The following is a 23,448-nucleotide window of genomic DNA, read 5'->3' on the forward strand; positions in this document are numbered from 1 at the left end:
CAACACAATGAAATTGCTGTTCATTTTTATAGTAGCGTTCGTCTCAGCTTGTTCAGCGCAGCAGAAAGTTGGAAACTCTCCATACAAAAAGGAAGTGGAAGATGTGTTGCGAAACCAAGTGTTGAATAAAGCCGAGTGGGCTTTGCAGCAACAACCAATTACTGTTACTGCGCAATCATCGCCACGAAGTGCCGGCGGTAAACATGATTTTTACAGCGAAGGTGATTACTGGTGGCCCAATCCGGTAAGTGTTGATAGTCCTTATATACAAAAGGATGGCATGACCAATCCTGATAATTTCGTAGCCCACCGTCATGCAATGATACGGTTGAGTGAAGTGGTAGGCGCTTTGGCATCAGCTTACAAATTAACAGGCGATGCGAAATATGTACAACATGCAACACTGCATTGTAAAGCATGGTTTGCCGATACAGCTACCATGATGCATCCGCATTTGTTATATGCCCAAGCGATCAAAGGCCGTTTTACAGGAAGAGGGATCGGTGTGATTGATGCCATTCAATTAATGGAAGTAACACAAGGATTAACTGTGATGCAAAATGCAGCATCAATGGATAAGGCAGTGTTGGCTGCTTCAAAAAAATGGTTCGATCAATTCTTACAATGGCTTACAACGCATAAATATGGCAGGGACGAAATGAACGCTGCCAACAATCACGGAACCTGTTGGGTGATGCAGGTGGCAGCATTTGCAAAATTCACCGGCAATGATACACTGATGAAATTCTGCAGCGATCGCTATAAGAATGTATTACTTCCCAACCAGATGGCATCTGATGGGAGTTTCCCTCAGGAGATGCGCAGAACAAAACCATATGGTTATTCCATTTTTAATTTAGATGCTATGACAACGATCTGTCAATTGCTTTCATCTGAAAAGGATAATCTCTGGGACTATCAAACAGCAGACGGAAAATCAATCAAAAAAGGAATTGACTATTTATATCCATTTATTGCAGACAAAACAAAGTGGCCTTTGAAGCCGGATGTGATGTATTGGAATGATTGGCCGGTGGCACAACCATTTTTATTGTTTGGTGCAAATGCATATAAGAACAAAGACTGGCTGGAGACTTGGAAGAAACTAGAGCATTCTCCAAAAGTGGAAGAGGTGATCCGGAATTTACCGGTGCGGAATCCTTTAATCTGGATCAATTAAATGAAGCGTTTTTTATTCTATACCAGTTTTTTCTTTGCTATCAACACCGCTTTTGCACAAACAGCCGGTGATGAAGACAAAGAAATGTTTAACCGTGCAAAGCAACGGGATCAGCAGGCGATTGATGAAGCAAAGAATGGATGGTGGACTGCATCCATGAAAACGCAGGAGCAGCGAATAGCATGGTGGAGAGAAGCAAAGTTCGGCATGTTCATCCATTGGGGTATTTATTCATTACCCGGCGGTGAATGGAAAGGCAAGAAAGTGAGCGGCTATGCAGAACACCTGATGCGCAAAGAAAAAATTTCACGAAACGATTATCTAAATCTTGCATCTCAATTCAATCCTGAAAAATTTAATGCAGAAGAATGGATACTATATGCAAAGAAAGCGGGGATGAAATATTTCATCATTACGGCAAAGCATCATGATGGGTTTGCATTGTATGATTCAAAGTTTTCTGATTTTGATATTGTTGATCAAACGCCCTTTAAACGAGATCCGATGGCTGAGTTGGCAGTAGCTGCCAAAAAGCATGGAATGAAATTCGGCTTTTACTATTCACATGCCTTTGATTGGGAACATCCCGATGCACCGGGCAATGATTGGGAATACAACAATCCCGGTGGTGATAAATTGCTAGGCGGTGCCAATTGGTTTGATGCACATCCGGAGTGGTTACCAAAAGCAATTAAATATGTTGATGAAAAAGCAATTCCGCAAATAAAGGAATTGCTTACAAAGTATCATCCGGATATTTTATGGTTTGATACACCGCATAAGCTGCCTTTATCAGAAAACATACGCATCTTAAAAGCGATCAGGGAAACAGATCCCAATGTTGTAGTAAACGGAAGATTGGTTAGAAATGCTGCAGCAAATTTTGGCGATTATAAAAACACAGCCGATCGGCCCGCTGAATTTTTTCCGGTAACCGGCGATTGGGAAGCCATACCTACTACCAATGAAAGTTATGGTTATCATCAATTCGACAACAGTCATAAACCTGTCAGTCATTTTATACAATTGCTTGCAAGTGCTGCATCAAGAGGTGGTAATTTATTGATGAACATTGGTCCGAAAGGTGATGGCAGCTTTGATGGCAAAGATCAGCAGATACTAAAGGGTATTGGAAATTGGATGCAAACGAATGCAGAAAGTATTTATGGCACAGCAGTAAGTCCGCTGCCATTGCAAAGTTGGGGAGTGTCAACCTTGAAAGGAAATAAGCTTTATCTCCATGTATTCAATTATCCTCCTGATGGGAAATTATATGTTGGCGGTTTAAGATCTGCTATTACACAAAGCTATTTGCTTGCCAATTCAAAAAAGCAATTGGTAACAACACGATTAAATGAGAAAGATGTACTGATCAATCTTCCTGCTAACGCCATCGATTCAATAAACACAGTTGTTGTCCTTGAGCTTAGCGAAAAACCGGCAGCGGATACCGTACGTTTTATTGCTCCAAATAGTAACGAGACAAGATTGCTGGCATTTGATGCGATGTTAAACGGCAAAGGATTTAGTTTTGGCGACGGTAAAACCAACCGCTATTACGTTGACGGGTGGAAATCATTGGAACAATTTGTTTCCTGGAAGTTCCGCCTGAGCAAAGCAGCACGATACAAAGTGGTCATAAAATATATTGCGGGAGAAACAAGCGGCGGTGAATATGAGCTCTTGACAGGTGGAGTAAATCTTGCAGGTACTAATAAAGTAAAGAACGGAACAGCAACGGAAGTCATTACAGAAACTGTAGCAGACTTTTCATTCAGTGGTGGCGAACATGTCTTAACAATAAAGCCACTCAAAATTCAAAAATCAGAATTGATGAAGTTGCTTGAAATACAACTAATACTTATTGATAAATAAACGAACAGATGAAAAAAACGATCTTAATGACCATGATAGCTGTTACAGGAATTGCCATGAACAGCTATGCACAAAAGGTGAAAGTGAATAAAGTGTTTGCGGATGCAGAGAAACAAACTAAAGTGATGTTGGCAGAGATTCCCAAAGCGAAAGCAACAGGCTCTGCTGCAACAGTTGGTGTATCGCCTGGCGGGGCAGGTCAAGAGCTTGTTTCACCGAGAACTTTAGACAGTGGCAGGTTAAAATTAGTTTCATCAAGAGACTGGACAAGCGGATTTTTCCCAGGACAGCTTTGGTTCTTATATGAATACACCGGCAACAACGAATGGAAAACTGAAGCAGAAAAATATACAGCCAAAATTGAGCGGGAAAAAACAAATGGCATCACACATGATATGGGCTTTAAAGTGTATTGCAGCTTTGGTACAGGTTACAGGCTAATAAACGACGCTCATTATAAAGAAGTGATCATTCATTCGGCAAAAACATTATCAACAAGATTTAATCCCAATACCGGTGTCATCAAATCATGGGATAACCGGGCCAAATGGAAGACCCCTGTGATTATTGACAATATGATGAATCTTGAATTGTTATTTGCTGCCACACAATTAACTGGCGATTCTTCTTTTCATAAAATTGCTGTGAGTCATGCTAATACAACCATGCAAAATCATTTCCGTAGTGATTACAGTTCGTACCATGTGTTGGATTATGATTCCATAACAGGTAAAGTAACGCAGAAGACAACGCATCAGGGTTATTCAAATGAATCAGCATGGTCAAGAGGACAAGCATGGGGCTTGTATGGTTATACGATGTGTTATCGCTTTACCAAAGACGAAAAGTATTTACAACAGGCAGAGAAGATTGCTGCTTTTATGACAAAACATAAAAATTTTCCAAAAGATTTTGTTCCTTATTATGATTATGATGCTCCCGGTATTCCCAATGAACCAAGAGATGCATCAGCTGCAGCTGTCATGGCTTCGGCATTGTATGAATTAAGTATCTATAGTAAAAATGGAAGAGAGTATAAAAAAATAGCAAATGCTGTGGTGAAAAACCTCACCAACAGTTATCGTTCTGCTATTGGTGAAAACAAAGGATTTATTCTGTTGCACAGTACGGGTTCCAAACCGTCTAACAGTGAAGTAGATGTGCCATTGAACTATGCCGATTATTATTACCTCGAAGCGTTGTTGCGTTCAAAGAAATTAAAAGAAAAGAAACCGTTGTTTTAAAAGCAATTAAGCCACATGATCAAAAAGTTAATGACCGTTTTATTTTTCTGCTTGCTGGCAACAGGAAACTTGTTTGCCCATCATATAAAAGTTGCTTCGATTGAAGAGCTTCAGCAGGCGATCAAAACTGCAAAGCCCGGCGATTTGATTGTGTTGAAGAACGGTGTCTATACAACCACAACTGAAATTTTGATCAATAGTGCAGGAACAAAAGCAAAACCCATTATCATTGAAGCAGAAGATGCAGGCAAAACGGAAATAACCGGAGCTGCCGGGTTTAATGTAGTAAGCCCTGCTGCATACATTATCATCCGTGGATTTAAGTTTACACATGTGGCTTCCAAAGCAAGATGTTCGGCCGGTTCAACATTTTGTCACTGGACCAATAATATTTTTGAAACACCGGGCACCGGCGATTATCTAACAATTGCAGGTAGCGATCATGAGGTTAGCTACAATACATTTCAAAACAAGGATTCGCTGGGAAAATTCATTGCGGTAAAAGGTGTTGGCAAACAAATTGCTGAACGATTGTTTATTCATCACAACTATTTTAAAAAACAAAAGAACCAGGGAAACCGCAATGGGGCAGAAGCATTTCAGTTTGGATTAAGCGGATTCAGTCTTTCTTCCAGCAACAGCATTGTTGAATACAACCTGTTTGAAGATTGTGATGGTGAAAATGAATTGATCTCCATCAAAGCATCAAGAGTAACTGTAAGATTTAATACGATTCGAAACTGCCCGGCACAATTCACGTTGCGTCATGGAAATTTCAACCAGGTGTATGGAAACTATTTCATCAACACACCCGGTCTCCGCATTTTTGGTGACGATCATCTGATCCATAGTAATCATTTTGAAAATTGCAGTATGGGTATCAACATCGGGAATGGTGGAGCAGAAGTAGCGGATGGTGCGCCGCTTACATCGCATGATCGTCCCGACAGAGTCATTATTGCGTTCAATACATTGGTGAACAACAAAATCAATATTGCACAAACAGCAAGAAACAATGGATTAGGTTCAACCTATATCACTATTGCAAATAATATTATTGTGGGTGGCGGAGCTGCGGTTTCTGTTGTTGGGCCGGCATCCAATAATTCCGCTGAAGGAAATATTATTTTCAATACAGCCGGTGCAGGTGATCTTCCAGCAGGAAGTTTCAGCTTGGTTGATCCAAAATTGATAAGAGACGCATCGGGCAAACATCATCTGCAAAAAGGAAGTCCTGCTATCAATGCAGCAAAAGGAAATTATATAACTGTAACTGTTGATATGGACGGGCAGCCACGGAAAGCTCCGTTAGACGCTGGTGCAGATGAAATGTCTTCTAAACCCGTTAAAGCAAGAATTTTAAACCCGGTTGATGTTGGGTTTATGGCTGGAATGAAAAACTAAGCCGTATCCCATCGGGATGTTAGAACCTGTACAGGTGATTGGCGCTTCATTCTGCCAATATAATTGAATAAAAAGTGATTTCATGGCAGCCGGCCAATTGAAATAATTGGTTAGTTGCAGCTAATTGAACTTATTTCTCGTCAATTAAACTAATCGCCTGCATATATGAAAAAGAAACTTTTCTTCCTGGTACTTTGTTGTTATTCCATTCTCTCCCTGCATGCACAAACAAACGCAAATGATGAACGTATGAAATGGTGGCGTGAGGCCCGTCTCGGTATGTTTATCCATTGGGGTGTATATGCAGTTCCCGCCGGTACGTACAACGGACAGAAAATTGACCGTATTGGTGAATGGATCATGAACCGTGGAAAAATTCCGGTGAAAGAATACCAGGCATTTGCAAAAGAGTTCAATCCTGTAAAGTATGATCCGGAAGCTTGGGTATTGATGGCCAAAGATGCCGGTATGAAATATATCGTCATTACTGCAAAGCATCACGATGGTTTTGCGTTGTTCAATTCAAAAGCCAGCAAATGGAATATCGTGGATGCTACTCCCTATGGAAAAGATTTGATCAAACCATTGGCAGAGGCTTGTCGGAAACACGGGATCAAACTTGGGTTGTATTATTCGCATGCGCAAGATTGGAACAATCCCGGTGGCTCTGCTGCAAGAAAGGTAACAACGGAAGGATGGGCGAATCCTGATTCAGCAAAAATTGATGCATACACGGCGGCAAACAGCGGGCATTGGGACCCGTTGCAAACAACAAAAACGATGGCGCAATATATTGATGAAGTTGCTGTGCCGCAAGTGCGTGAAATACTTACAAATTATGGTGATGTGGCCGTGCTTTGGTGGGATACGCCAACAGGCATGACGGATGAATTTGCAGAAAAATTAAATGCATTATTAAAACTGCAGCCGAATATTATTACAAACGATCGCTTAAAGCGACCCAACTATCCCGGTGATTTTAAAACACCCGAACAGCGAATCCCCAACCTCAGTGAGCTTGATGGAAAAGATTGGGAAACCTGCATGACCATGAATGAAACATGGGGTTATAAAAGTTATGCCAACAAATGGAAGAGTTTAAAAACATTGATTCAAAATACGGTTGACATTGCATCAAAGGGTGGCAACTATTTATTAAACGTTGGTCCAAAAGCAGATGGAACATTTCCGCAAGAGAGTATTGACTTGCTAAAAGGCGTAGGCGTATGGATGAAAGTAAATGGTGAATCGATTTACGGTACAAAGGCAAGTCCGTTTGGATTATTTCCATGGGGACGTTGCACCAAGAAAGAAAACAACGGAAATACAACACTCTACTTTACTGTTTTCGAATGGCCAAAAGATGGAAAGCTTTCTATTCCCGGTTTAAAGAACCAAATCGTTTCTGCAAAATTATTGGCGAACGGAACTGCGTTAAAAACAGAAAAGAATAACGATGGTTTGCTGATTACGGTTCCTGAAAAAGCAGTAGATGCAAATGCAACTGTTATTAAAGTTGAAGTGAAAGGAATCGTAGATGCAGCATCACTCAATCCAAAAGAAAAAATGAAAGCAGGTGAGATTGATTAAATAAAGCGGTTCAATTTTCGTGAAGTATGATCAAAAAAATCTCTTTTACCCTGATCGTTTTTATTTCAGCTGTTGTTTCAATGGCAGCCGATTTTGATATTACAAAATACGGAGCTGTGGGCGATGGTAAAACGCTGAACACAATATTTATTCAAAAGGCAATTGATGAATGCACCAGGAGTGGAGGCGGCAAAGTAATTTTTCCTGCCGGCATTTATTTATCAGGCACCATCGAGTTAAAAGATAATGTTACGCTGCATTTCAAGAAAGATTCCCGTTTACTGGGCAGCACAGATTTAGAGCAATACAGAAATCTCGATCCCTTTACAGAGGGATTGGGTATTGATGTTGGCTGGGCTTTGTTAGTAGCAGTTGATGCAAAGAATATTGGGGTCGAAGGTGAGGGTGCTATTGATGGACAAGGATCGAAATTAAAAGCAGAGCATATTTTAAAAGATACAAGACCGGAAGGTCAACGTTGGGGACGTCGCCCGTTTTTAGTTCGTATTGTAAGATGTACCGGTGTAACTGTAAAGGATGTTACACTCAACTATGCTGCCGCATGGACTTCGCATTATTTCCAATCCAGGAACATCAGTATTGAAAATGTAAAGATTGTAAGCGTTGGTGTTGCTCACAATGATGGTATTGGTATTGATGGCTGTCAAGATGTAGTTATTAAAAATTGTGATGTCATTAGTGGTGATGATGCGTTGGTGTTTAAGACCACATCCAGCAAGATGGCCAATAGAAATATTGTTGTATCCGGAATGCGCTTGAAGAGTTCGCAGGCAGGTATTAAGATGGGAACAGAATCAATGGCGCCTTTTGAAAATATTAAGATCAGCAATTGCCATATTTACGAAACAAGAAACGGTGGTATTAAATTATTGACTGTTGATGGTGCTCATTTGCGGAATATTGAGATCTCTGATATTACAATGGATGATGTACGCACCCCGATGTTATTCCGCTTAGGTTCACGATTAAACGTCTTCAGAAAAGGGCAGGATACAAAACAACAGACAGGAACGTTTGAAAATGTTGTGATCCGTAATGTAAAAGCAAAAGCTTCAGACAGTGCACAGCTAAAACCGGCTTCAGGGATTTTAATTACAGGCGTGCCCGGTCATTATATCACGAATCTTACACTGGAGAATATCGAAATCGAATTAGTGGGTACGGGTACTGTAGAAAATTCACGACATGTTGTTCCCGAAGCAATCGATCAATATCCCGAAGTAAAAACATTTGGGCCAACCATTCCTGCGTATGGTGTTTGGGCACGGCATGTAAAAGGATTGAAGCTCATCAACGTTACATTCAAACTAAAGAATAATGATCTGCGCCCTGCATTTGTTTGTGAAGATGGGATCGATGTGTTGTTCACTAATTCGAATATTCCGGCAACAACAGGCGCTGAGTCAGTGATCCGCTTAGAGAATGTGGCGGGTGCAACCATCACCAATAACAAAGTAGCAGGTACGTTTAGCGCATTTGTGAGAGTGGAAGGAGCTAACAGCAAGCAGTTAACATTGAAAAAAAATAAAGCAGGTGGTGCAAAGAAACGTATTGTAATAGCAGCCGGTGCAAACGCTGAAGTTGTCAGCAGATAGGTCTGTTAAATTTGGTAACCCTTTCAAGCAGCATGAAGAAGATCAGTCTATTCTTATTGAGTTATTTCAGTTTTTTTTGTGTGAATGCACAAAACGTAAATCCGTTATGGACTGATTTTGTAGAAGCAAAAAAGTCAGCAAAAGTTCCAATACTTCCTGACTTCTCTTATGCCGGTTATCATTTCTCGGAAAAAGAAATTCCAACGGTTACCGGTCGAAAGCATTTTAATGTAAAAGATTTTGGTGCAATTCCAAACGACGAAATCTTTGACGATGAAGCGATCCAAAAAGCAATTGATGCGGCGGAAAAACATCAGGGAGAAGCTGTGGTTTTTTTTCCTGCCGGTAAATTCTTAATTGCACCGGATAATGATTCATTGAAGCAAATACGTATTTCAAAAAGTAATATCGTTTTAAAAGGAAGTGGTACCGGAGTTGGCGGAACAGTCATTCATCAGGTAAACATGCGGTTGAACGGGAGACAAATTGTATTTAAGCCTTCTTTTAATAAAACGGAAAAAATAACTACAGTTACAAAGAATGCAGCAAGAGAAACCTTTTGGGTAGAAGTTGCTGATGCGTCTTCATTAAAGAAAGGTCAGGATGTTGTTCTACGACACAGAAGTGAAGAATATACAAGATTATATTTTTCGCCCTTGGATTTAAAACCTGTCTGGACAAGGTTGTTTGGCGATAAAGGCGGTATGCAGATACAAGAGATTCATACAATCGAAAAAATTGAAGGTAATCGGGTGAAGTTTGTAAATCCCTTGCACCTGGATATTACATTGGTAAAATCAGCATCTTTTGAACTGCATACTTATGTTTCAATAGAAGAGTGCGGAATAGAAGATATTCACTTTACAAGTAACTGGAAAAATTATCCGGAAGAGTTTGTTCATCATAAAGATGCCATTCATGACTATGCGTACGAAGCAGTTGGTATGGAGTATGTGAAGAACAGTTGGGTACGCAATTGTGTTTTCACCGATTGGAATGAAGGCTTGATGATTCGTGCCGGATATAAAGTAAGTGTGCTGAATGTTGAATTCAAAGGCAAGAAGGGACACGCATCTGTACATGCAAGAACCGGCTATGGTGTGTTAATTAAAAATTGTCATTTCAATAATGCACAGCATCATGGTGCAGGTACCGGTTATAGTGCAGTTGGTACTGTTATCACACAATGCTCTTTAGGTACCGATCAAAATATTGACATTCATTCCGGTCAGCCATATGCGACACTTTACGATAATATCGATGGCGGTGTGTTTTATAACTTAGGTGGCCCCGAACCTGGTCATCCACATCATGGAAAAGATCTGGTGCTTTGGAATTTTCAGCATAAGTCAGCGAAAGATCAACAATATAATTTCTGGGATATGAACCGCAGAAGGAATTATACAATCGCTAAGCCGGTACTGGTTGGCTTCCGTTCGAATACAACTGTAAAATTTGAAAACGCAGGTGTAAATCAATCACAGGGTGAAGTGGTATGGCCAAAGTCATTGTTTGAAGCTCAATTACAATTACGTTTAAAACAAGTGGTTCAATAAACATTCGTTCAATTCTCGGTTATGAAAAAACAAATGCAATACCTGCTGTTGTCGATAGTCTTTGTATTTATTGTCTCAAATGATCTGCTGTCGCAAACTGTAAAAAGCCAATGGGTGTTTGCAGATACAAAAGGGAAGCTGATTTATAAAACGACGGAAAAGGGCGATAAAATCATGGACTTTTCTTATGCCGGCTATATGGGCGGCGGTGTAAAAATTCCTTATGTGGACGTGAAAATTACTTTGAGCCCGGTTGCAGGTGATAATTCAGCAGCTATTCAACAAGCGATTGATGAAGTGTCAAAAATGAAGTTGGTGAATGGTTTCAGGGGAGCTGTTTTACTAAAGCCGGGTGTGTACGATTGTGAAAAGCCTTTGGTTATTAATACAAGTGGCGTGGTGCTTCGAGGAAGTGGTTCAGATGAAAAAGGTACAGTCCTTAATTTGATTGGGAAACCACATGTTGCTGTTTCTGTAAGGGGGGATGCGAAATGGAAAGTTATTGGAGAATCGACAACGATGGCTGATTCATACGTTCCCTCTGGTTCAACTTCATTTGCAGTTGCAGATGCTTCAGGATTGAAAGCAGGGGATACTATTCGTATAACAAGACCAATCAATGATACATGGATCGAATTTATGGGCATGCATCAATTGGTACGTAGTGGAAAAAAGCAAACATGGATCAGTGGTGATATTACAACCGAGCGAACCATTGCAAAGATTGAAAAAAATAAAATCACTGTTGATGTACCGTTGAATGATTCGTATGATTCAAAATATATTTCGCCGGCAGTTACCGTACAAAAAATAACAGCTACAGGTTTACTTACACAGATTGGTATCGAGAACTTCCGCATTCTTGCAGCAGCACAATCCGTTACAATTAACGAAGGTCATCACCGTGCATTCACGATGAGCGGTTTATCTGATGGTTGGGCAAGAAATATTGAAGTGTTTAATACCGTCAACAGCATTAGTGTTACGGGCCGTCGTATTACAGTTGACAATGTAAGTATCATGCACAATCTTCCAACCATTGGCGCAGCAAAGCCTGCTGATTTAAATGGAAGTGGTCAACAAATTTTATTTAATCGCTGCACAATTCAAGGCGATAATCTTTTCTTTTTTGGAACAGGTGCAAAAGTAACGGGACCTGTTGTCGTATTGAATTGCACATTCCGTGGTAATGGATGGATTCAACCACATCAACGTTGGGCAACAGGATTATTAATTGACGGATGCAATGTGCCTGATGGTGGAATTGATTTTATGAACCGTGGAGTAATGGGTTCGGGTCATGGATGGACGATTGGCTGGGCTGTTGCATGGAATTGTACAGCAAAATCTTATCTCAATCAAATGCCGCCGGGGGCAGCTAATTGGGTGATTGGTAGTACAGGTGAGCAACAGAAGAAAGCAATTCCCGGTTCAAATGAAACAGGCTCCATCAGCTATAATAATCAACCAATGCAGCCTGAAGGTATTTATGATTCGCATGGTATTCCTGTAGCACCTGCAAGCCTTTATCTTTCTCAATTAAAAGAGCGATTAGGCAAACAGGCCTTGATCAATATAGGTTACAAAGACTAATTTGATTTGTCTGTTGTTGATTTTTAAATATATACTAAAAGTTCAAAGAATGAAACATATAGCGTTGAAAAAAATAATGGCAGGTCTTGTAATTGTTTCGTTACCTGTATTAACAATTGCACAATCAAAAACCAACATCAAAGAATTTAAGAATTGGCCTAAAGGTTCCTCTCCGCAGGAGATCGGGAAACGTGTAAGTGATCACTACATCGAAACGCCGCATACAAATTTTAATCGACCTGTACCTCCCCGTGTGATAACGTATCCGGAAACCTGCACATGGTATGGTGCATTAACATTTGCAAAACAAACGAACGATAAAAAATTGCTTGAGCAACTGGCGCAGCGTTTTGAACCTTTGTTTGGCAGCAGAGATACATTGATTCCAAAACCTGACCACGTTGATTACACAGTGTTTGGATCTGTGCCATTGGAGCTGTACATGCAAACAAAAGATCAACGTTATCTCACCTTGGGTAAACATATTGCTGATAAACAATGGGGCCCGCCTGAAGGACCGAGAGTAAAACCAGAGTCGCATTATTATTATAATAAAGGAATGACCTGGCAAACAAGAATGTGGATCGATGATATGTTCATGATCACAGCCGTACAATCGCAAGCTTATCGTGCAACGGGTGATACTGCTTATATCAACCGTGCTGCCAGAGAAATGGTTCTTTATTTAGATTCATTACAAATGCCGAATGGTCTTTTTTATCATGCACCCGATGTTCCATTCTTTTGGGGTCGTGGTAATGGCTGGATGGCCGCAGGTATGAGTGAATTACTTCGTTCATTACCAAAAAATAATCCGAATTATAATCGAATAATGACGGGATATAAAACAATGATGATGTCGTTATTAAAATATCAGGCCGAAGATGGAATGTGGCGTCAGTTGATCGATGATCCGGCATCATGGGCAGAAACTTCCTGTACCGGAATGTTTGCGTTTGCATTTATTACAGGTGTAAAGAACGGATGGCTCGATACGAAAGTGTATGCTCCTGCAGCAAGAAAAGCCTGGTTGAAATTAATCACCTACATCAATGAGAATGATGACATCACTGAAGTGTGTGAAGGAACCAATAAAAAGAATGAACGGCAGTATTATATTGACCGCAAACGAAACATAGGCGATCTGCATGGGCAGGCACCTGTATTATGGTGTGCAACTGCCTTATTACGATAAGCCTGTTTATATTTTATACATCGATTACTAATTAAATAAACGATCATGTCTGTATCTCGTCGCCATTTTATTAAGCAATCTGCCAAAGCATCTGCTGCAGTATATGCTGCTTCGTTTGGTTTCAGTGCAAAGAGTTATGGAAATATTATTGGGGCCAATGATCGGGTTCGTTTAGGTGTTGTGGGTTATTCTGATCGTTTTCGTCAGGCGTTGTTCCCTTCTTTCTTAAATCATTACGAAGAATTGAATTTCGACATTGTTGCAGTAAGTGATTTATGGAAATTGCGCAGAGAAGAAGGAAAAAGTTTCCTGAAAGAAAAATTAGGACATAATGTGCAGACTTGTGTAAATAATGATGAACTCTATCGCATCAAAGATCTTGATGGTGTGATCGTAAGCACTGCCGATTTTCAACATGCACTGCATGCAATTGAAGCGGTGAAAGCAGGTAAAGATGCTTATGTTGAAAAACCATTTGCTGAAACAATGGAAGACAACAGGAATGCATTAAGAATCATCAAAGCCAGCAACCGGATTATACAAGTTGGTTCGCAACGTCGCAGTGGTGGAAATTATACAGCGGCTGCAGAGTTTATACAATCGGGAAAATTTGGACCGATCACTATGGTTGAATTAACATGGAATGTAAATCAACCCGGCCGTTGGAGACGACCGGCATTGGTTGCAAAATGTAAACAGGAAGATACAGATTGGAAACGCTTTTTAATGAACCGCCCGTTTGAAAAATGGGATCCGAGAAAATATTTAGAGTATCGTTTGTTCTGGCCTTATTCTTCAGGTATGCCCGGTCAATGGATGAGTCATCAAATTGATACCGTGCATTGGTTTAGCGGATTAAAACATCCACGCAGTGTAGTTGCCAATGGCGGAATTTATATGTGGAAAGATGGACGAAGAAACTGGGATACAATGACTGCTGTTTTTGATTATGGTCCGCAGAACGATCTTACAACAGGTTTCCAGGTAACCTTTGGTTCACGTATGCATAATGGTGATGAAAAGCCAGCCGAGATCTACTATTCAAATGGAGGTGAATTAAATCTGAACACCAATACAATTTCACCGAAAGGAGGGCTTCAGCAAAATCATGCAAGTGCAATGGATATGAAGCCCAACCTGCTTCCTGAAATGAAATTGACGGATCTGGAAGAAAAAGTTGTTGCATCGGCCAACACAGGTGCAGATCGGTTAACCAGTAATCACATGCGCAATTTTATGGAATGTATGCGTAGCCGTAAGCAACCAAATGCTCCGGTGGAAGCAGGCTATTATCATTCCATTGCCACCATCATGACGAATGCTGCTGTAAGAACAGGTGCCAAAGTAACCTTTGATGAAAAGACACAGGAAGTAATGGCCAATGGAAAAGTATTCAAATATTAATTCTCAGAAGTATTTATTCATATTGATGGAAGTTGTTTTAAGAGGTGCATGTGCAGAGCGGTTGTAAGATTTTATGTTAGAATTATGATGAGTATAGGTGGGCCTTGTAATCGTTCCAATTTTCAATTGAACAGAGTCGATAAATGTTTTTCATAGTTGAGTTAATTATTCACCATTTAGATATAAAAAAACACAGATGAAAAAAATAGTTCTGCTGTCAATCGCAATTGTTTGCTTAATAATGAGTGTGAAAGCAGACGTAAAGCCAAATTCATTATTCAGTGACAATATGATATTACAACGTGAAGTTGTACTATCTGTATGGGGTACTGCAAACGAAGGAGAAAAAATCTTCGTTGAGTTTTGCGGTCAAAAAGTAAATACAGTTGCAAAGGATGGAAAGTGGGAGGTTGCACTTCAGCCACTACAGCCCGGCGGTCCCTTTACAATGATTATTCAGGGGAACAATAAGATCGAAATAAAAAACGTGTTGGTTGGTGATGTATGGGTTTTAAGCGGACAATCAAATATGGAACGACAACTTGGACTTCGACGTGGACAAAAACCAATTGTGAATTGGGTGGAAGAGGCGGCCTTTGCTAATTTTCCGCAAATCAGACAATTCTATGTAGAAAGAAACTCCACCGAGAATCCGGTTGAAGATGTAAACTCGAAATGGGTGATTTGTGATCCGCAAACGGTCATTGATTTTTCAGCAGTGGGATTTTTCTTTGCACGTGAAATTCATCAGAATTTATCGGTGCCCATTGGTTTATTATTTTCTTCGGTAGGTGGTACTGCTATCGACAAATGGACATCACGTGAAACACAACAGCAACATCCCGTGTTAAAAAAAGGTGTGGATGCTTTTTATAAATCTGTAAAAAACTTTGATGCAGATTTAGCAAAGTTTAAAAAAGATTCAACTTCATTGTTGCAAAAATGGAAAGAGGAAACAAAAATTGCAGAGCTGAACAAAACTGCTTTGCCCCGTAAACCTCAAACCCCTGTTCATCCCTATCTCAGCGGGCGAAATGGTGGTCATTACAATGCCATGATAGCTCCTCTGCTTCCTTATAAAATCAAAGGTATTGTTTGGTATCAGGGAGAGGCAGACCGTAATCGGGCAGATTTATATCGTATCATGTTTCCTTTAATGATCTCCGAATGGCGGAAAGGTTGGGGTTCTGAAAAACTGCCTTTTCTTTTTGTACAGATTGCTCCAAAATTTGATTACACACCCGAAATTAGAGAGGCCCAAATGCTGACTTTTAAAGAAGTGCCGTATACATCAATGGCTGTTTTAGCAGATTGTGGTGATTCGTTAGACAGCCATCCTGCACTTAAACAACCGGTGGGTCATCGGTTGGCATTGGGTGCAAAAGCCATTGCTTACGGTCAGCAAATAACCTACTCCGGCCCAATTTATAAATCAATGAAAGTGGTGGGTAATACCATAGAAGTTGAATTCGATTTTATTGGAAAAGGATTGGAAGCAAGAGACGGTGAATTGAGAGATTTTGAAATTGCCGGCGCCGATAAAAAATACGTTCCTGCAAAAGCTGTTATTAAAGGAGACAAAGTAATTGTTTCGGCCATAGGTATTGAACATCCAACCGCTGTGCGTATGGGTTGGTTCAATTATCCTCACATCAATCTTTTTAATAAAGATGGTCTTCCGGCATCATCGTTCCGATCAGAGTTTAACTGATAGTAAGTTGTAAAATTTATGAGAAAAATTTTCATATTATTTGCCATCGGGAGCGTGTTAAGTTCAACGCTTTCTGCACAAAACAATATTAGTACATTCTCATCCGGCTGGTAATAATTTCAATTACATATCAAAACGTCATTATGTTAAGAAAAAATGTAATCGTATTTTCTGTTTATACGCTAATGATACTGGTAACAGTAAGTAACAATTTGTCGGCTCAAAACACAAAGCGTGATGGAGTTAAAGAAGAACACTCACAAATAGGAATTGAGAGACAAGAAGGAAAAGAACACACGCTGCATCCCGATGCACAATGGTTTCCGGATGCAGGGTTGGGTTTGTTTATTCATTGGGGAATTTCATCGGTTCGTGCCATGAACATTTCGTGGCCTATGATACCGGGACGCCCGTTGGGTGTTACCCGCATCGACAATCAGGAGGAACGCAATCGGATAATTCGTGACATGGATTATAATTTGAATGGAAAAAAACCGGAGATTACTCCCCTGGAATATTGGGAAATGGCTAAGGATTTTCATCCTGATAAATACAATCCGGAACTATGGATAAAAAAAGCCAAAGAGGCCGGGTTCACCTATGTTGTTTTAACGACCAAACATCACGAAGGATTTGCGTTATGGCCCAGCGCATACGGAAGTTTCAGTACCAAAAATTATATGGGAGGCAAAGATTTAGTCCGTCCTTTTGTAGAAGCTTGTCGTAAAGAAGGTTTGAAAGTTGGTTTGTATTATACCGGTCCGGATTGGTATTTCGATAAAGATTATATGAATTTTATGTATCACCGGGTAAAAAGTTTAAATCCTGAGTTGCCCTCGTTGGGGACCGATTTGAAACCCCGTACCAATACCATCAATCCCGATGATGAGAAAAAACATCAGGCTTTATATGCTCAGATGGTCAAAGGACAGGTAGAAGAGCTCCTGACCAACTACGGAAAGATAGATTTGATCTGGTTCGATGGAAAACCGGGAATTCCGAATGCTGATAAGGTGATTACCCAGGAACGCATCAGGGAACTGCAGCCCGGTATTCTGATAAACCCACGAATGCATGGTAAGGGTGATTTTATCACCTACGAACGGCGTTTGCCCGAGAGTCGGCCGCAAGATATAAGCTGGGCAGAGTTCTGCAATCCATGGAATGGAAACTGGGTATATGTGGAACGACCCTATAAAGCATTAGGATCTGTACTCAGCGAATTGGTTAAGTGCAGAGCCTGGGGTATCAATTACCTTTTAGGTTTTGGTCCAATGGGTAATGGCAGTCTGGCTCCCGAAGCGTACAGTAATATGCAGAAACTTGCTGAGTGGATGAAGTTGAATAAGGATGCTGTTTATAATGTTCGTCCGTTACCTGCTACAGAAAAGGCGTCAGTACTGGCATCGGTTCAGGGAAACAAACGCTATTTATACCTCGTGCCAACTTTTAAAGACAATCGTTCCAGCGACAAAGACCTTCTTCCCAATGAAGATATAGTTGTAACACTTACCGGAATAACAAAACCACGTAAGGTGGTGTTTCAATCCAATGGGGAAAAATTGAAGTTCCAATTCTCCAAAGAAAAATCGGAGATGACTATTGCGATACCGGCAACACAAAGAAGTAATCTGGTGGATGTAATTGCCGTATATCTGTAGAAAATATTTCGAAAGATGATGATAAGTTGTTAAATTATATTTATGTGTAAAGAAGTTTTATATCGCTTTCTTGTTTCTGCTGATTTCAGATATGGTTTTTATACTATAAAACACATTCTCTCATTTTTCTTCTTATTTACAAGTGTATTGTCTATTGCAAATGCACAGCCGAAAAGCACAGTTGAAAACGTTGTGATCACATCAACCGAGAATAATAAAACCAGTGTGCAAACAAATGAAAAAGGGGAATTACTCATTAATGTTTCGCCAAAAGATGTTTCCAGGTTTAAAGCAAATGGAGTGGTGCGCTATAGTGATTTCGGTGCCAAGGGCGATGGAAAAACAGACGACATCGATGCTATTGCTGCAACACATGCCTACGCCAATCAACACAACCTTCCTGTAAAGGCAGACGAAGGATACACTTATTTCATTGGCGGAAAAAACCGTACAGCAGTTGTTCAAACAAATACAGATTTCGGGAAAGCAGCTTTTGTAATTGATGATACCAATGTTGAAAACCGGGAGGCCCATATCTTCCTCATTGGTTCGATGAAGCAACCGTTCAAGCTCACAGGCATTTCATCACTTAAAAAAAATCAAACGAAAATTGATGCGTCTTTGCCCGGCACTTGTTTGATAACTGTTACCGATACAAACGTAAAACGTTATATCCGTTTTGGGGCGAATCAAAACAATGGTTCTTCACAAACGGATATTTTCATGGTGGATAAAAACGGGAACGTTGATATGAATGCCCCGATCATTTGGGATTTTGAAAAAATTACTGACATTACAGCTCTTCCCATTGATGAGACAACGTTAATCATTTCAGGTGGACGTTTCACCACAATAGCCAACAGAGCAGAATCGAAATACACGTATTACAGCCGGGGCATTATCATCAAACGTTCCAATGTAATTCTATCAGGGCTTGAACATCGTGTTACAGGTGAGGGAGATCAGGGAGCGCCTTATGCCGGCTTTATTACTATCAGAGATTGTTCGAATGTAAGGGTGCAGAACACGCTGCTCACAGGACATAAAGTGTATCAAACAATTGGTAACGCAGGCGTTCCGGTTTCGATGGGCAGCTACGACCTTTCTCCATCCCGGGCGCTCAATGTATCAATCGTAAACTGTCGCCAAACAAACGATATCAACGATAACAAGTACTGGGGAATCATGGGCTCCAATTTCTGTAAAAATATTTTGTACGACAGTTGTACATTTTCCCGATTCGATGCGCATCAAGGCGTTGCAAATGCAACCATTCGCAACTCTACATTAGGGCATCAGGGAATCAATGCAATTGGCAGCGGAAAGTTTATCGTGGAGAACTCAACCGTGTATAGCAGAAGCTTCATCAATCTACGCAACGATTACGGTAGTACCTGGCAGGGAGAGCTCATCATTCGTAACTGTGTTTTCGTTCCTGCCGGCGGCAAAACTTCCAGTGCCAGTTTGATCAGCGGATCGTATTCGGGTCAGCATGATTTCGGTTACACCTGTTATATGCCGGAACGAATTACAATTGAAAACTTGCGAATCGACGACTCGAAACATCCGGCAGATTATCAAGGCCCTGCTATTTTTTCAAATTTCAATCCTAAGATGATCGATGATACTTATCAGGAGAAGTTTCCCTATGTAAAAACGAATGAAGTTGTACTGAGAAACGTGACGACTGTAAGCGGAAAAACGCTGCGGGTTAGCGATAACATGTATATGTTCAAGGATGTGAAAATAAGATGAGCATAGGGTTGTTACTCGTGAAAAATAATGCAATCAAACTCAGCGTATATAGCAGATGATTGGAAAGATGCATTTACAAAAGAAAAGTATTGGAGTGAACACCAAAATGAAAACATGGCTTGGGGAGAAGAGAAGTGAATGTCGTGAATGCTGCAAGATGAATACTATTTAAATAAATCTAAGTATGAAGTATATTTCCTTTAAACTATTGGGAGTTTTAATTGCCTGCTTTATCTGCGTAGCGGTAACAAAAAAGCAGACTAAAAAGCTGCTTGTTATAGGAGACTCTATATCGATTGGCTACACACCATTTTTAGAAAAGTCGTTGGCTCCCGACATTTTGGTAACCCATAATCCGGGTAATGGGGGATCAACAGTAAGAGGTGTGGCAAGTGTTGAAAAGTGGTTGGATAACAGGCAGTGGGATGTCATTCTTTTCAATTTCGGTTTGCATGATATGATGTATAAAGATTCGGCTAATAAGAACGATGTAGTGAACGGTAAAGTCTCTGTTCCATTGGAAGAGTATAGAAAAAATTTAGAAACCATTGTCGGCATTCTGCGTGAAACCACTGCCAAACTCTATTTTGTTACAACCACTACTGTGCCGCAAAATTCAGCAAGTAGAAAAGTAGAGGATCCTGCGAGATACAACGCAGTTGCACAAGAAGTGATGAAGAAAAACGGCATTGAAGTCATTGATTTATATTCAGCCTCGCTGACCATTCATCCGCAAAATTCAAAACCGGGAAATGTTCATTACACACCTGAAGGATACGAGTTACTTGCGTCTTATATTTCAAAAGTTATTAAAGCCGCCACCAGATAAAAATAGTTGCAGCGTGAAATAAATGAATTGAGATGATTCGTCTGGTGCCAAATAATTCGGATTAAATGGGTTGATAAATTCTTAAATCGTATGAATAAAATAATAATGGTTTTATTGTTAGCGATGTTCCATTATGGCGGATCAGCTCAAATTGGCACTACTCTACAGGATTCAATTTCGGTGCAAATGAATGTTCCAGATCATCCACGTTTGTTTTTGTTTAAAGGTGAAGAAAAGGCGCTCTTGCAAAATATAAAGAACGATGCTGTTTGGAATAGTATGCACGAAGCAGTGATTAAACAGTCGAACGAAATGCTGGCGCAACCCGTAAATGAAAGGGTAATGATTGGAAGAAGATTGTTAGGCACTTCCAGAGATGTACTCCATAAAGTTTTTTCACTGAGTTATGCGTATCGCATGACCGGTGATCGTAAATATTCCGACAGGGCAGTGAAGGAAATGTTGAAGGCAGCTTCGTTTATTGATTGGAATCCGAGTCATTTTTTAGACGTTGCAGAAATGACCTTGGCTTTAGCTATAGGGTACGATTGGAATTATGATTTGTTGAGCAAAGAAAATCGTGTACAAATTAAAACGGCCATTATTGAAAAAGGATTAAACCTCTCGCTGCAAACTAAAAACAACTCATGGCTAAATAGAGATAATAACTGGAATCAGGTTTGCAATGCAGGTATTTCGTTAGGTGCATTAGCAGTGTATGAAGAAAATCCGGAGTTCGCAGTTCGGTTACTCAACCGCTCTATCAAATCATTGCCCAAAACAATGAAAGTATATGCTCCCGATGGTTCTTATCCAGAAGGGGTTAGCTATTGGGCCTATGGAACAACCTTTAATTGTTTGTTTTTAGATGCGATTGAAAAAATTTACAAGAACAACTTTGGACTTGCGGCTATGCCCGGATTTATGCAAACCGGATTTTTCTCACAGGTGATGATAACGCCTACACTTCAACATTTCGCACATTCCGATTGTGGAATAAAAGCAAATCTGCAACCTGCAGTGTTTTGGTTTTACAGTAAAACCAACGATCCCAAGTTGCTGCTTAACCAATACAAGCTATACCAGGCAGATCGTAAACAAAACTTTGTGAAGGACAGATTATTTCCGCTGGCTATACTTTGGGGTGTGCCTGCAAATGCTTCATTTTCATCTACCGCAGAACCGAAGGAATTAATGTGGGTCACCAAAAGCGAAACACCTGTTGCAGTGATGCGTAGTTCATGGACTGATAAGGATGCATTGTATCTTGGTTTTAAAGGTGGTTCACCTTCAGTGAATCATGCACACATGGATGGCGGTTCATTTTACTTCGAAGCGCAGGGCGTGAAATGGGGATTGGATTTGGGTATGCACGAATACGAAACATTGGAAAAAAATGGAATTGCTTTGTTTAACAGAGCACAGGAAAGTCAACGTTGGGATGTATTTCGAATTGGGAATACTGCACACAACACATTAACCATAAACAACGAAAAACATTTGGTAAGTGGGAATGTGCTGATCGAACAATTTTCGAATGATGAAAATTTGATGTTCGTTCGTTCCAACTTGTCAACCTTATTTACCCATACTTTAAAAGAAGCGAAAAGAACGGTAGCTTTAATTGATAAATCGTATGTGTTGGTGGAAGATAATATTGTTTCAAATGATAAGCCTGCAACGATCAAATGGAACATGACCACCCAGGCGACCAAGGTAACCGAAGTTTCGCCGAATATATTCTTGTTGACCTTCGGGGATAAAAAACTATTTGTAAAGATTGACGGTGCAAATAAACTTCGTTCATACTTTAAACCGGCGGCTCCAACATTATCGTTCGAATTACCCAACCCGGGAGTTTCGTTGTTTGGGTTTGAGTTTGATTTGCCGGCAAATACTACAAAACAGGTTCAGGTGTATTTAATGCCCGAAAAAGAATTTGAAACGAAACGGAGAAATCTTATTCAATACTGATAGAAAATAATAGTTAACATAAGTTCATTGCAATCAATTAAAAAAGTAAAAGGTGATGCGTAGTGTAAATTTTCAAAGAAGCTCGGCAAAAAGTATGTTGTTGTTGTTGTTATTCAATTGCAGTCACTTATTTCTGTTTGCTCAGAAAAACCGGTACGGTATGGCTTTAACAGGTTCAGAGGGGAATTATGCGCTGAAAGATTCAGCTAAAATTTGTCCGTTAATTTCAGGAGGCTGTGCAGCATTGCCTGCAGATGCCTTTACAGTTCTTGCACGTTATAAGCCTGAGTTGATCAGCGAAAAAGATTATTCGCAATGTACTACGTTAAAGTTCACGTATAAAAGCTATGATACACTTTCGCTGTATATGGAAGTGGATCTTCCCAAGCAGTCATCAGGTCCGCATCCATTTATTATTTGGGTACATGGAGGCGGATGGGCAAATGGCACACTAACTTCGTTTCAGAATCAATCGACCTATTTAGCATCAAGGGGTATTGCGGGAGTAAGAATAAGTTATTCACTCATGTCGCAAGGTGGCACTTTCAATAAGGGTATGCAGGAAATGGCGGATGCGTTTGAATTTATAAAAGCACATGCTGCAGAGTGGGGATTAGATATGACACGATTTGGTTACGCAGGCGGTTCGGCTGGCACTCCGTTAGCATCGTTAGCTGCGATGAAACATAACGGGAACGGCTGCAAACTCTTTATGGGCTGCAATGGAATTTATGATTTCACTGATAATCTTCAGGGAACGTTCGGAAGAAGTTCTCCTTATCTGAAAGAATATCCTAAACAAGAAAGCCGTACGATTATTTCACCTATTCATTCTATTCCGGAGAAAGTTGCCAACATTCC

16 protein-coding genes are annotated in these 23,448 nt (G+C 40.3%); all 16 read left to right on the forward strand.

Annotated features, from left to right (window positions below):
- Window positions 1-7 precede the first annotated feature (7 nt).
- Window positions 8-1,180 (forward strand): alginate lyase family protein, encoded by a 1,173-nt coding sequence (locus tag VK159_RS05845; protein ID WP_324229198.1) that lies wholly within the window; start codon window positions 8-10, stop codon window positions 1,178-1,180.
- The gene (locus VK159_RS05850; protein ID WP_324229199.1) at window positions 1,181-3,055 is read left to right on the forward strand and encodes an alpha-L-fucosidase; all 1,875 of its coding nucleotides are present in this window, start codon (window positions 1,181-1,183) and stop codon (window positions 3,053-3,055) included.
- Window positions 3,056-3,063: 8 nt separating this feature from the next.
- Window positions 3,064-4,299, forward strand: coding sequence for a glucuronyl hydrolase (locus VK159_RS05855; RefSeq protein ID WP_324229200.1), 1,236 nt, complete (start codon window positions 3,064-3,066; stop codon window positions 4,297-4,299).
- Window positions 4,300-4,314: 15 nt separating this feature from the next.
- A complete protein-coding gene (locus VK159_RS05860) occupies window positions 4,315-5,703 on the forward strand; it encodes a polysaccharide lyase 6 family protein (RefSeq protein ID WP_324229201.1) in 1,389 nt (462 codons plus the stop codon).
- A gap of 165 nt (window positions 5,704-5,868) precedes the next feature.
- Window positions 5,869-7,293: an alpha-L-fucosidase gene (locus tag VK159_RS05865; RefSeq protein WP_324229202.1), complete on the forward strand. Its 1,425-nt coding sequence runs from the start codon at window positions 5,869-5,871 to the stop codon at window positions 7,291-7,293.
- A 26-nt stretch (window positions 7,294-7,319) separates the two neighbouring features.
- On the forward strand, window positions 7,320-8,909 hold the full coding sequence (locus VK159_RS05870; protein ID WP_324229203.1) for a glycoside hydrolase family 28 protein: 1,590 nt from the start codon (window positions 7,320-7,322) through the stop codon (window positions 8,907-8,909).
- Window positions 8,910-8,941: 32 nt separating this feature from the next.
- Window positions 8,942-10,465 (forward strand): DUF4955 domain-containing protein, encoded by a 1,524-nt coding sequence (locus VK159_RS05875; protein WP_324229204.1) that lies wholly within the window; start codon window positions 8,942-8,944, stop codon window positions 10,463-10,465.
- A gap of 21 nt (window positions 10,466-10,486) precedes the next feature.
- Window positions 10,487-12,058 carry a hypothetical protein gene (locus tag VK159_RS05880; RefSeq protein ID WP_324229205.1) on the forward strand — a complete coding sequence of 524 codons (1,572 nt, stop codon included), beginning with the start codon at window positions 10,487-10,489 and terminating at the stop codon, window positions 12,056-12,058.
- Window positions 12,059-12,107: 49 nt separating this feature from the next.
- A complete protein-coding gene (locus tag VK159_RS05885; protein ID WP_324229206.1) occupies window positions 12,108-13,253 on the forward strand; it encodes a glycoside hydrolase family 88/105 protein in 1,146 nt (381 codons plus the stop codon).
- 45 nt (window positions 13,254-13,298) lie between these two features.
- Window positions 13,299-14,657: a Gfo/Idh/MocA family oxidoreductase gene (locus VK159_RS05890; RefSeq protein ID WP_324229207.1), complete on the forward strand. Its 1,359-nt coding sequence runs from the start codon at window positions 13,299-13,301 to the stop codon at window positions 14,655-14,657.
- A gap of 196 nt (window positions 14,658-14,853) precedes the next feature.
- Entirely contained in the window at window positions 14,854-16,368 is a 1,515-nt protein-coding gene (locus VK159_RS05895) for a sialate O-acetylesterase (RefSeq protein WP_324229208.1), read from the forward strand.
- A 143-nt stretch (window positions 16,369-16,511) separates the two neighbouring features.
- On the forward strand, window positions 16,512-18,029 hold the full coding sequence (locus VK159_RS05900; RefSeq protein WP_324229209.1) for an alpha-L-fucosidase: 1,518 nt from the start codon (window positions 16,512-16,514) through the stop codon (window positions 18,027-18,029).
- 42 nt (window positions 18,030-18,071) lie between these two features.
- Complete coding sequence (locus tag VK159_RS05905) at window positions 18,072-19,784, forward strand: hypothetical protein (protein WP_324229210.1); 1,713 nt, start codon at window positions 18,072-18,074, stop codon at window positions 19,782-19,784.
- Between the two features lie 184 nt (window positions 19,785-19,968).
- Window positions 19,969-20,613 carry an SGNH/GDSL hydrolase family protein gene (locus tag VK159_RS05910; RefSeq protein WP_324229211.1) on the forward strand — a complete coding sequence of 215 codons (645 nt, stop codon included), beginning with the start codon at window positions 19,969-19,971 and terminating at the stop codon, window positions 20,611-20,613.
- A 90-nt stretch (window positions 20,614-20,703) separates the two neighbouring features.
- Window positions 20,704-22,587, forward strand: a complete 1,884-nt coding sequence (locus VK159_RS05915; protein ID WP_324229212.1) for a heparinase II/III domain-containing protein — start codon at window positions 20,704-20,706, stop codon at window positions 22,585-22,587.
- Between the two features lie 160 nt (window positions 22,588-22,747).
- Window positions 22,748-23,448, forward strand: a 701-nt coding sequence (locus VK159_RS05920; RefSeq protein WP_324229213.1) for an alpha/beta hydrolase, incomplete at its 3' end; no start/stop codon positions are given.

Origin of the sequence: Lacibacter sp., assembly GCF_035299325.1 — a bacterium.
GTDB lineage: Bacteria > Bacteroidota > Bacteroidia > Chitinophagales > Chitinophagaceae > Lacibacter.

Coding starts and splice junctions, on each gene's coding strand:
- VK159_RS05855 (WP_324229200.1), top strand. CDS start 3,064: ATGAAAAAAACGATCTTAATGACCATGATAGCTGTTACAGGAATTGCC.
- VK159_RS05850 (WP_324229199.1), top strand. CDS start 1,181: ATGAAGCGTTTTTTATTCTATACCAGTTTTTTCTTTGCTATCAACACC.
- VK159_RS05870 (WP_324229203.1), top strand. CDS start 7,320: ATGATCAAAAAAATCTCTTTTACCCTGATCGTTTTTATTTCAGCTGTT.
- VK159_RS05865 (WP_324229202.1), top strand. CDS start 5,869: ATGAAAAAGAAACTTTTCTTCCTGGTACTTTGTTGTTATTCCATTCTC.
- VK159_RS05875 (WP_324229204.1), top strand. CDS start 8,942: ATGAAGAAGATCAGTCTATTCTTATTGAGTTATTTCAGTTTTTTTTGT.
- VK159_RS05890 (WP_324229207.1), top strand. CDS start 13,299: ATGTCTGTATCTCGTCGCCATTTTATTAAGCAATCTGCCAAAGCATCT.
- VK159_RS05860 (WP_324229201.1), top strand. CDS start 4,315: ATGATCAAAAAGTTAATGACCGTTTTATTTTTCTGCTTGCTGGCAACA.
- VK159_RS05915 (WP_324229212.1), top strand. CDS start 20,704: ATGAATAAAATAATAATGGTTTTATTGTTAGCGATGTTCCATTATGGC.
- VK159_RS05885 (WP_324229206.1), top strand. CDS start 12,108: ATGAAACATATAGCGTTGAAAAAAATAATGGCAGGTCTTGTAATTGTT.
- VK159_RS05910 (WP_324229211.1), top strand. CDS start 19,969: ATGAAGTATATTTCCTTTAAACTATTGGGAGTTTTAATTGCCTGCTTT.
- VK159_RS05895 (WP_324229208.1), top strand. CDS start 14,854: ATGAAAAAAATAGTTCTGCTGTCAATCGCAATTGTTTGCTTAATAATG.
- VK159_RS05845 (WP_324229198.1), top strand. CDS start 8: ATGAAATTGCTGTTCATTTTTATAGTAGCGTTCGTCTCAGCTTGTTCA.
- VK159_RS05880 (WP_324229205.1), top strand. CDS start 10,487: ATGAAAAAACAAATGCAATACCTGCTGTTGTCGATAGTCTTTGTATTT.
- VK159_RS05905 (WP_324229210.1), top strand. CDS start 18,072: ATGTGTAAAGAAGTTTTATATCGCTTTCTTGTTTCTGCTGATTTCAGA.
- VK159_RS05900 (WP_324229209.1), top strand. CDS start 16,512: ATGTTAAGAAAAAATGTAATCGTATTTTCTGTTTATACGCTAATGATA.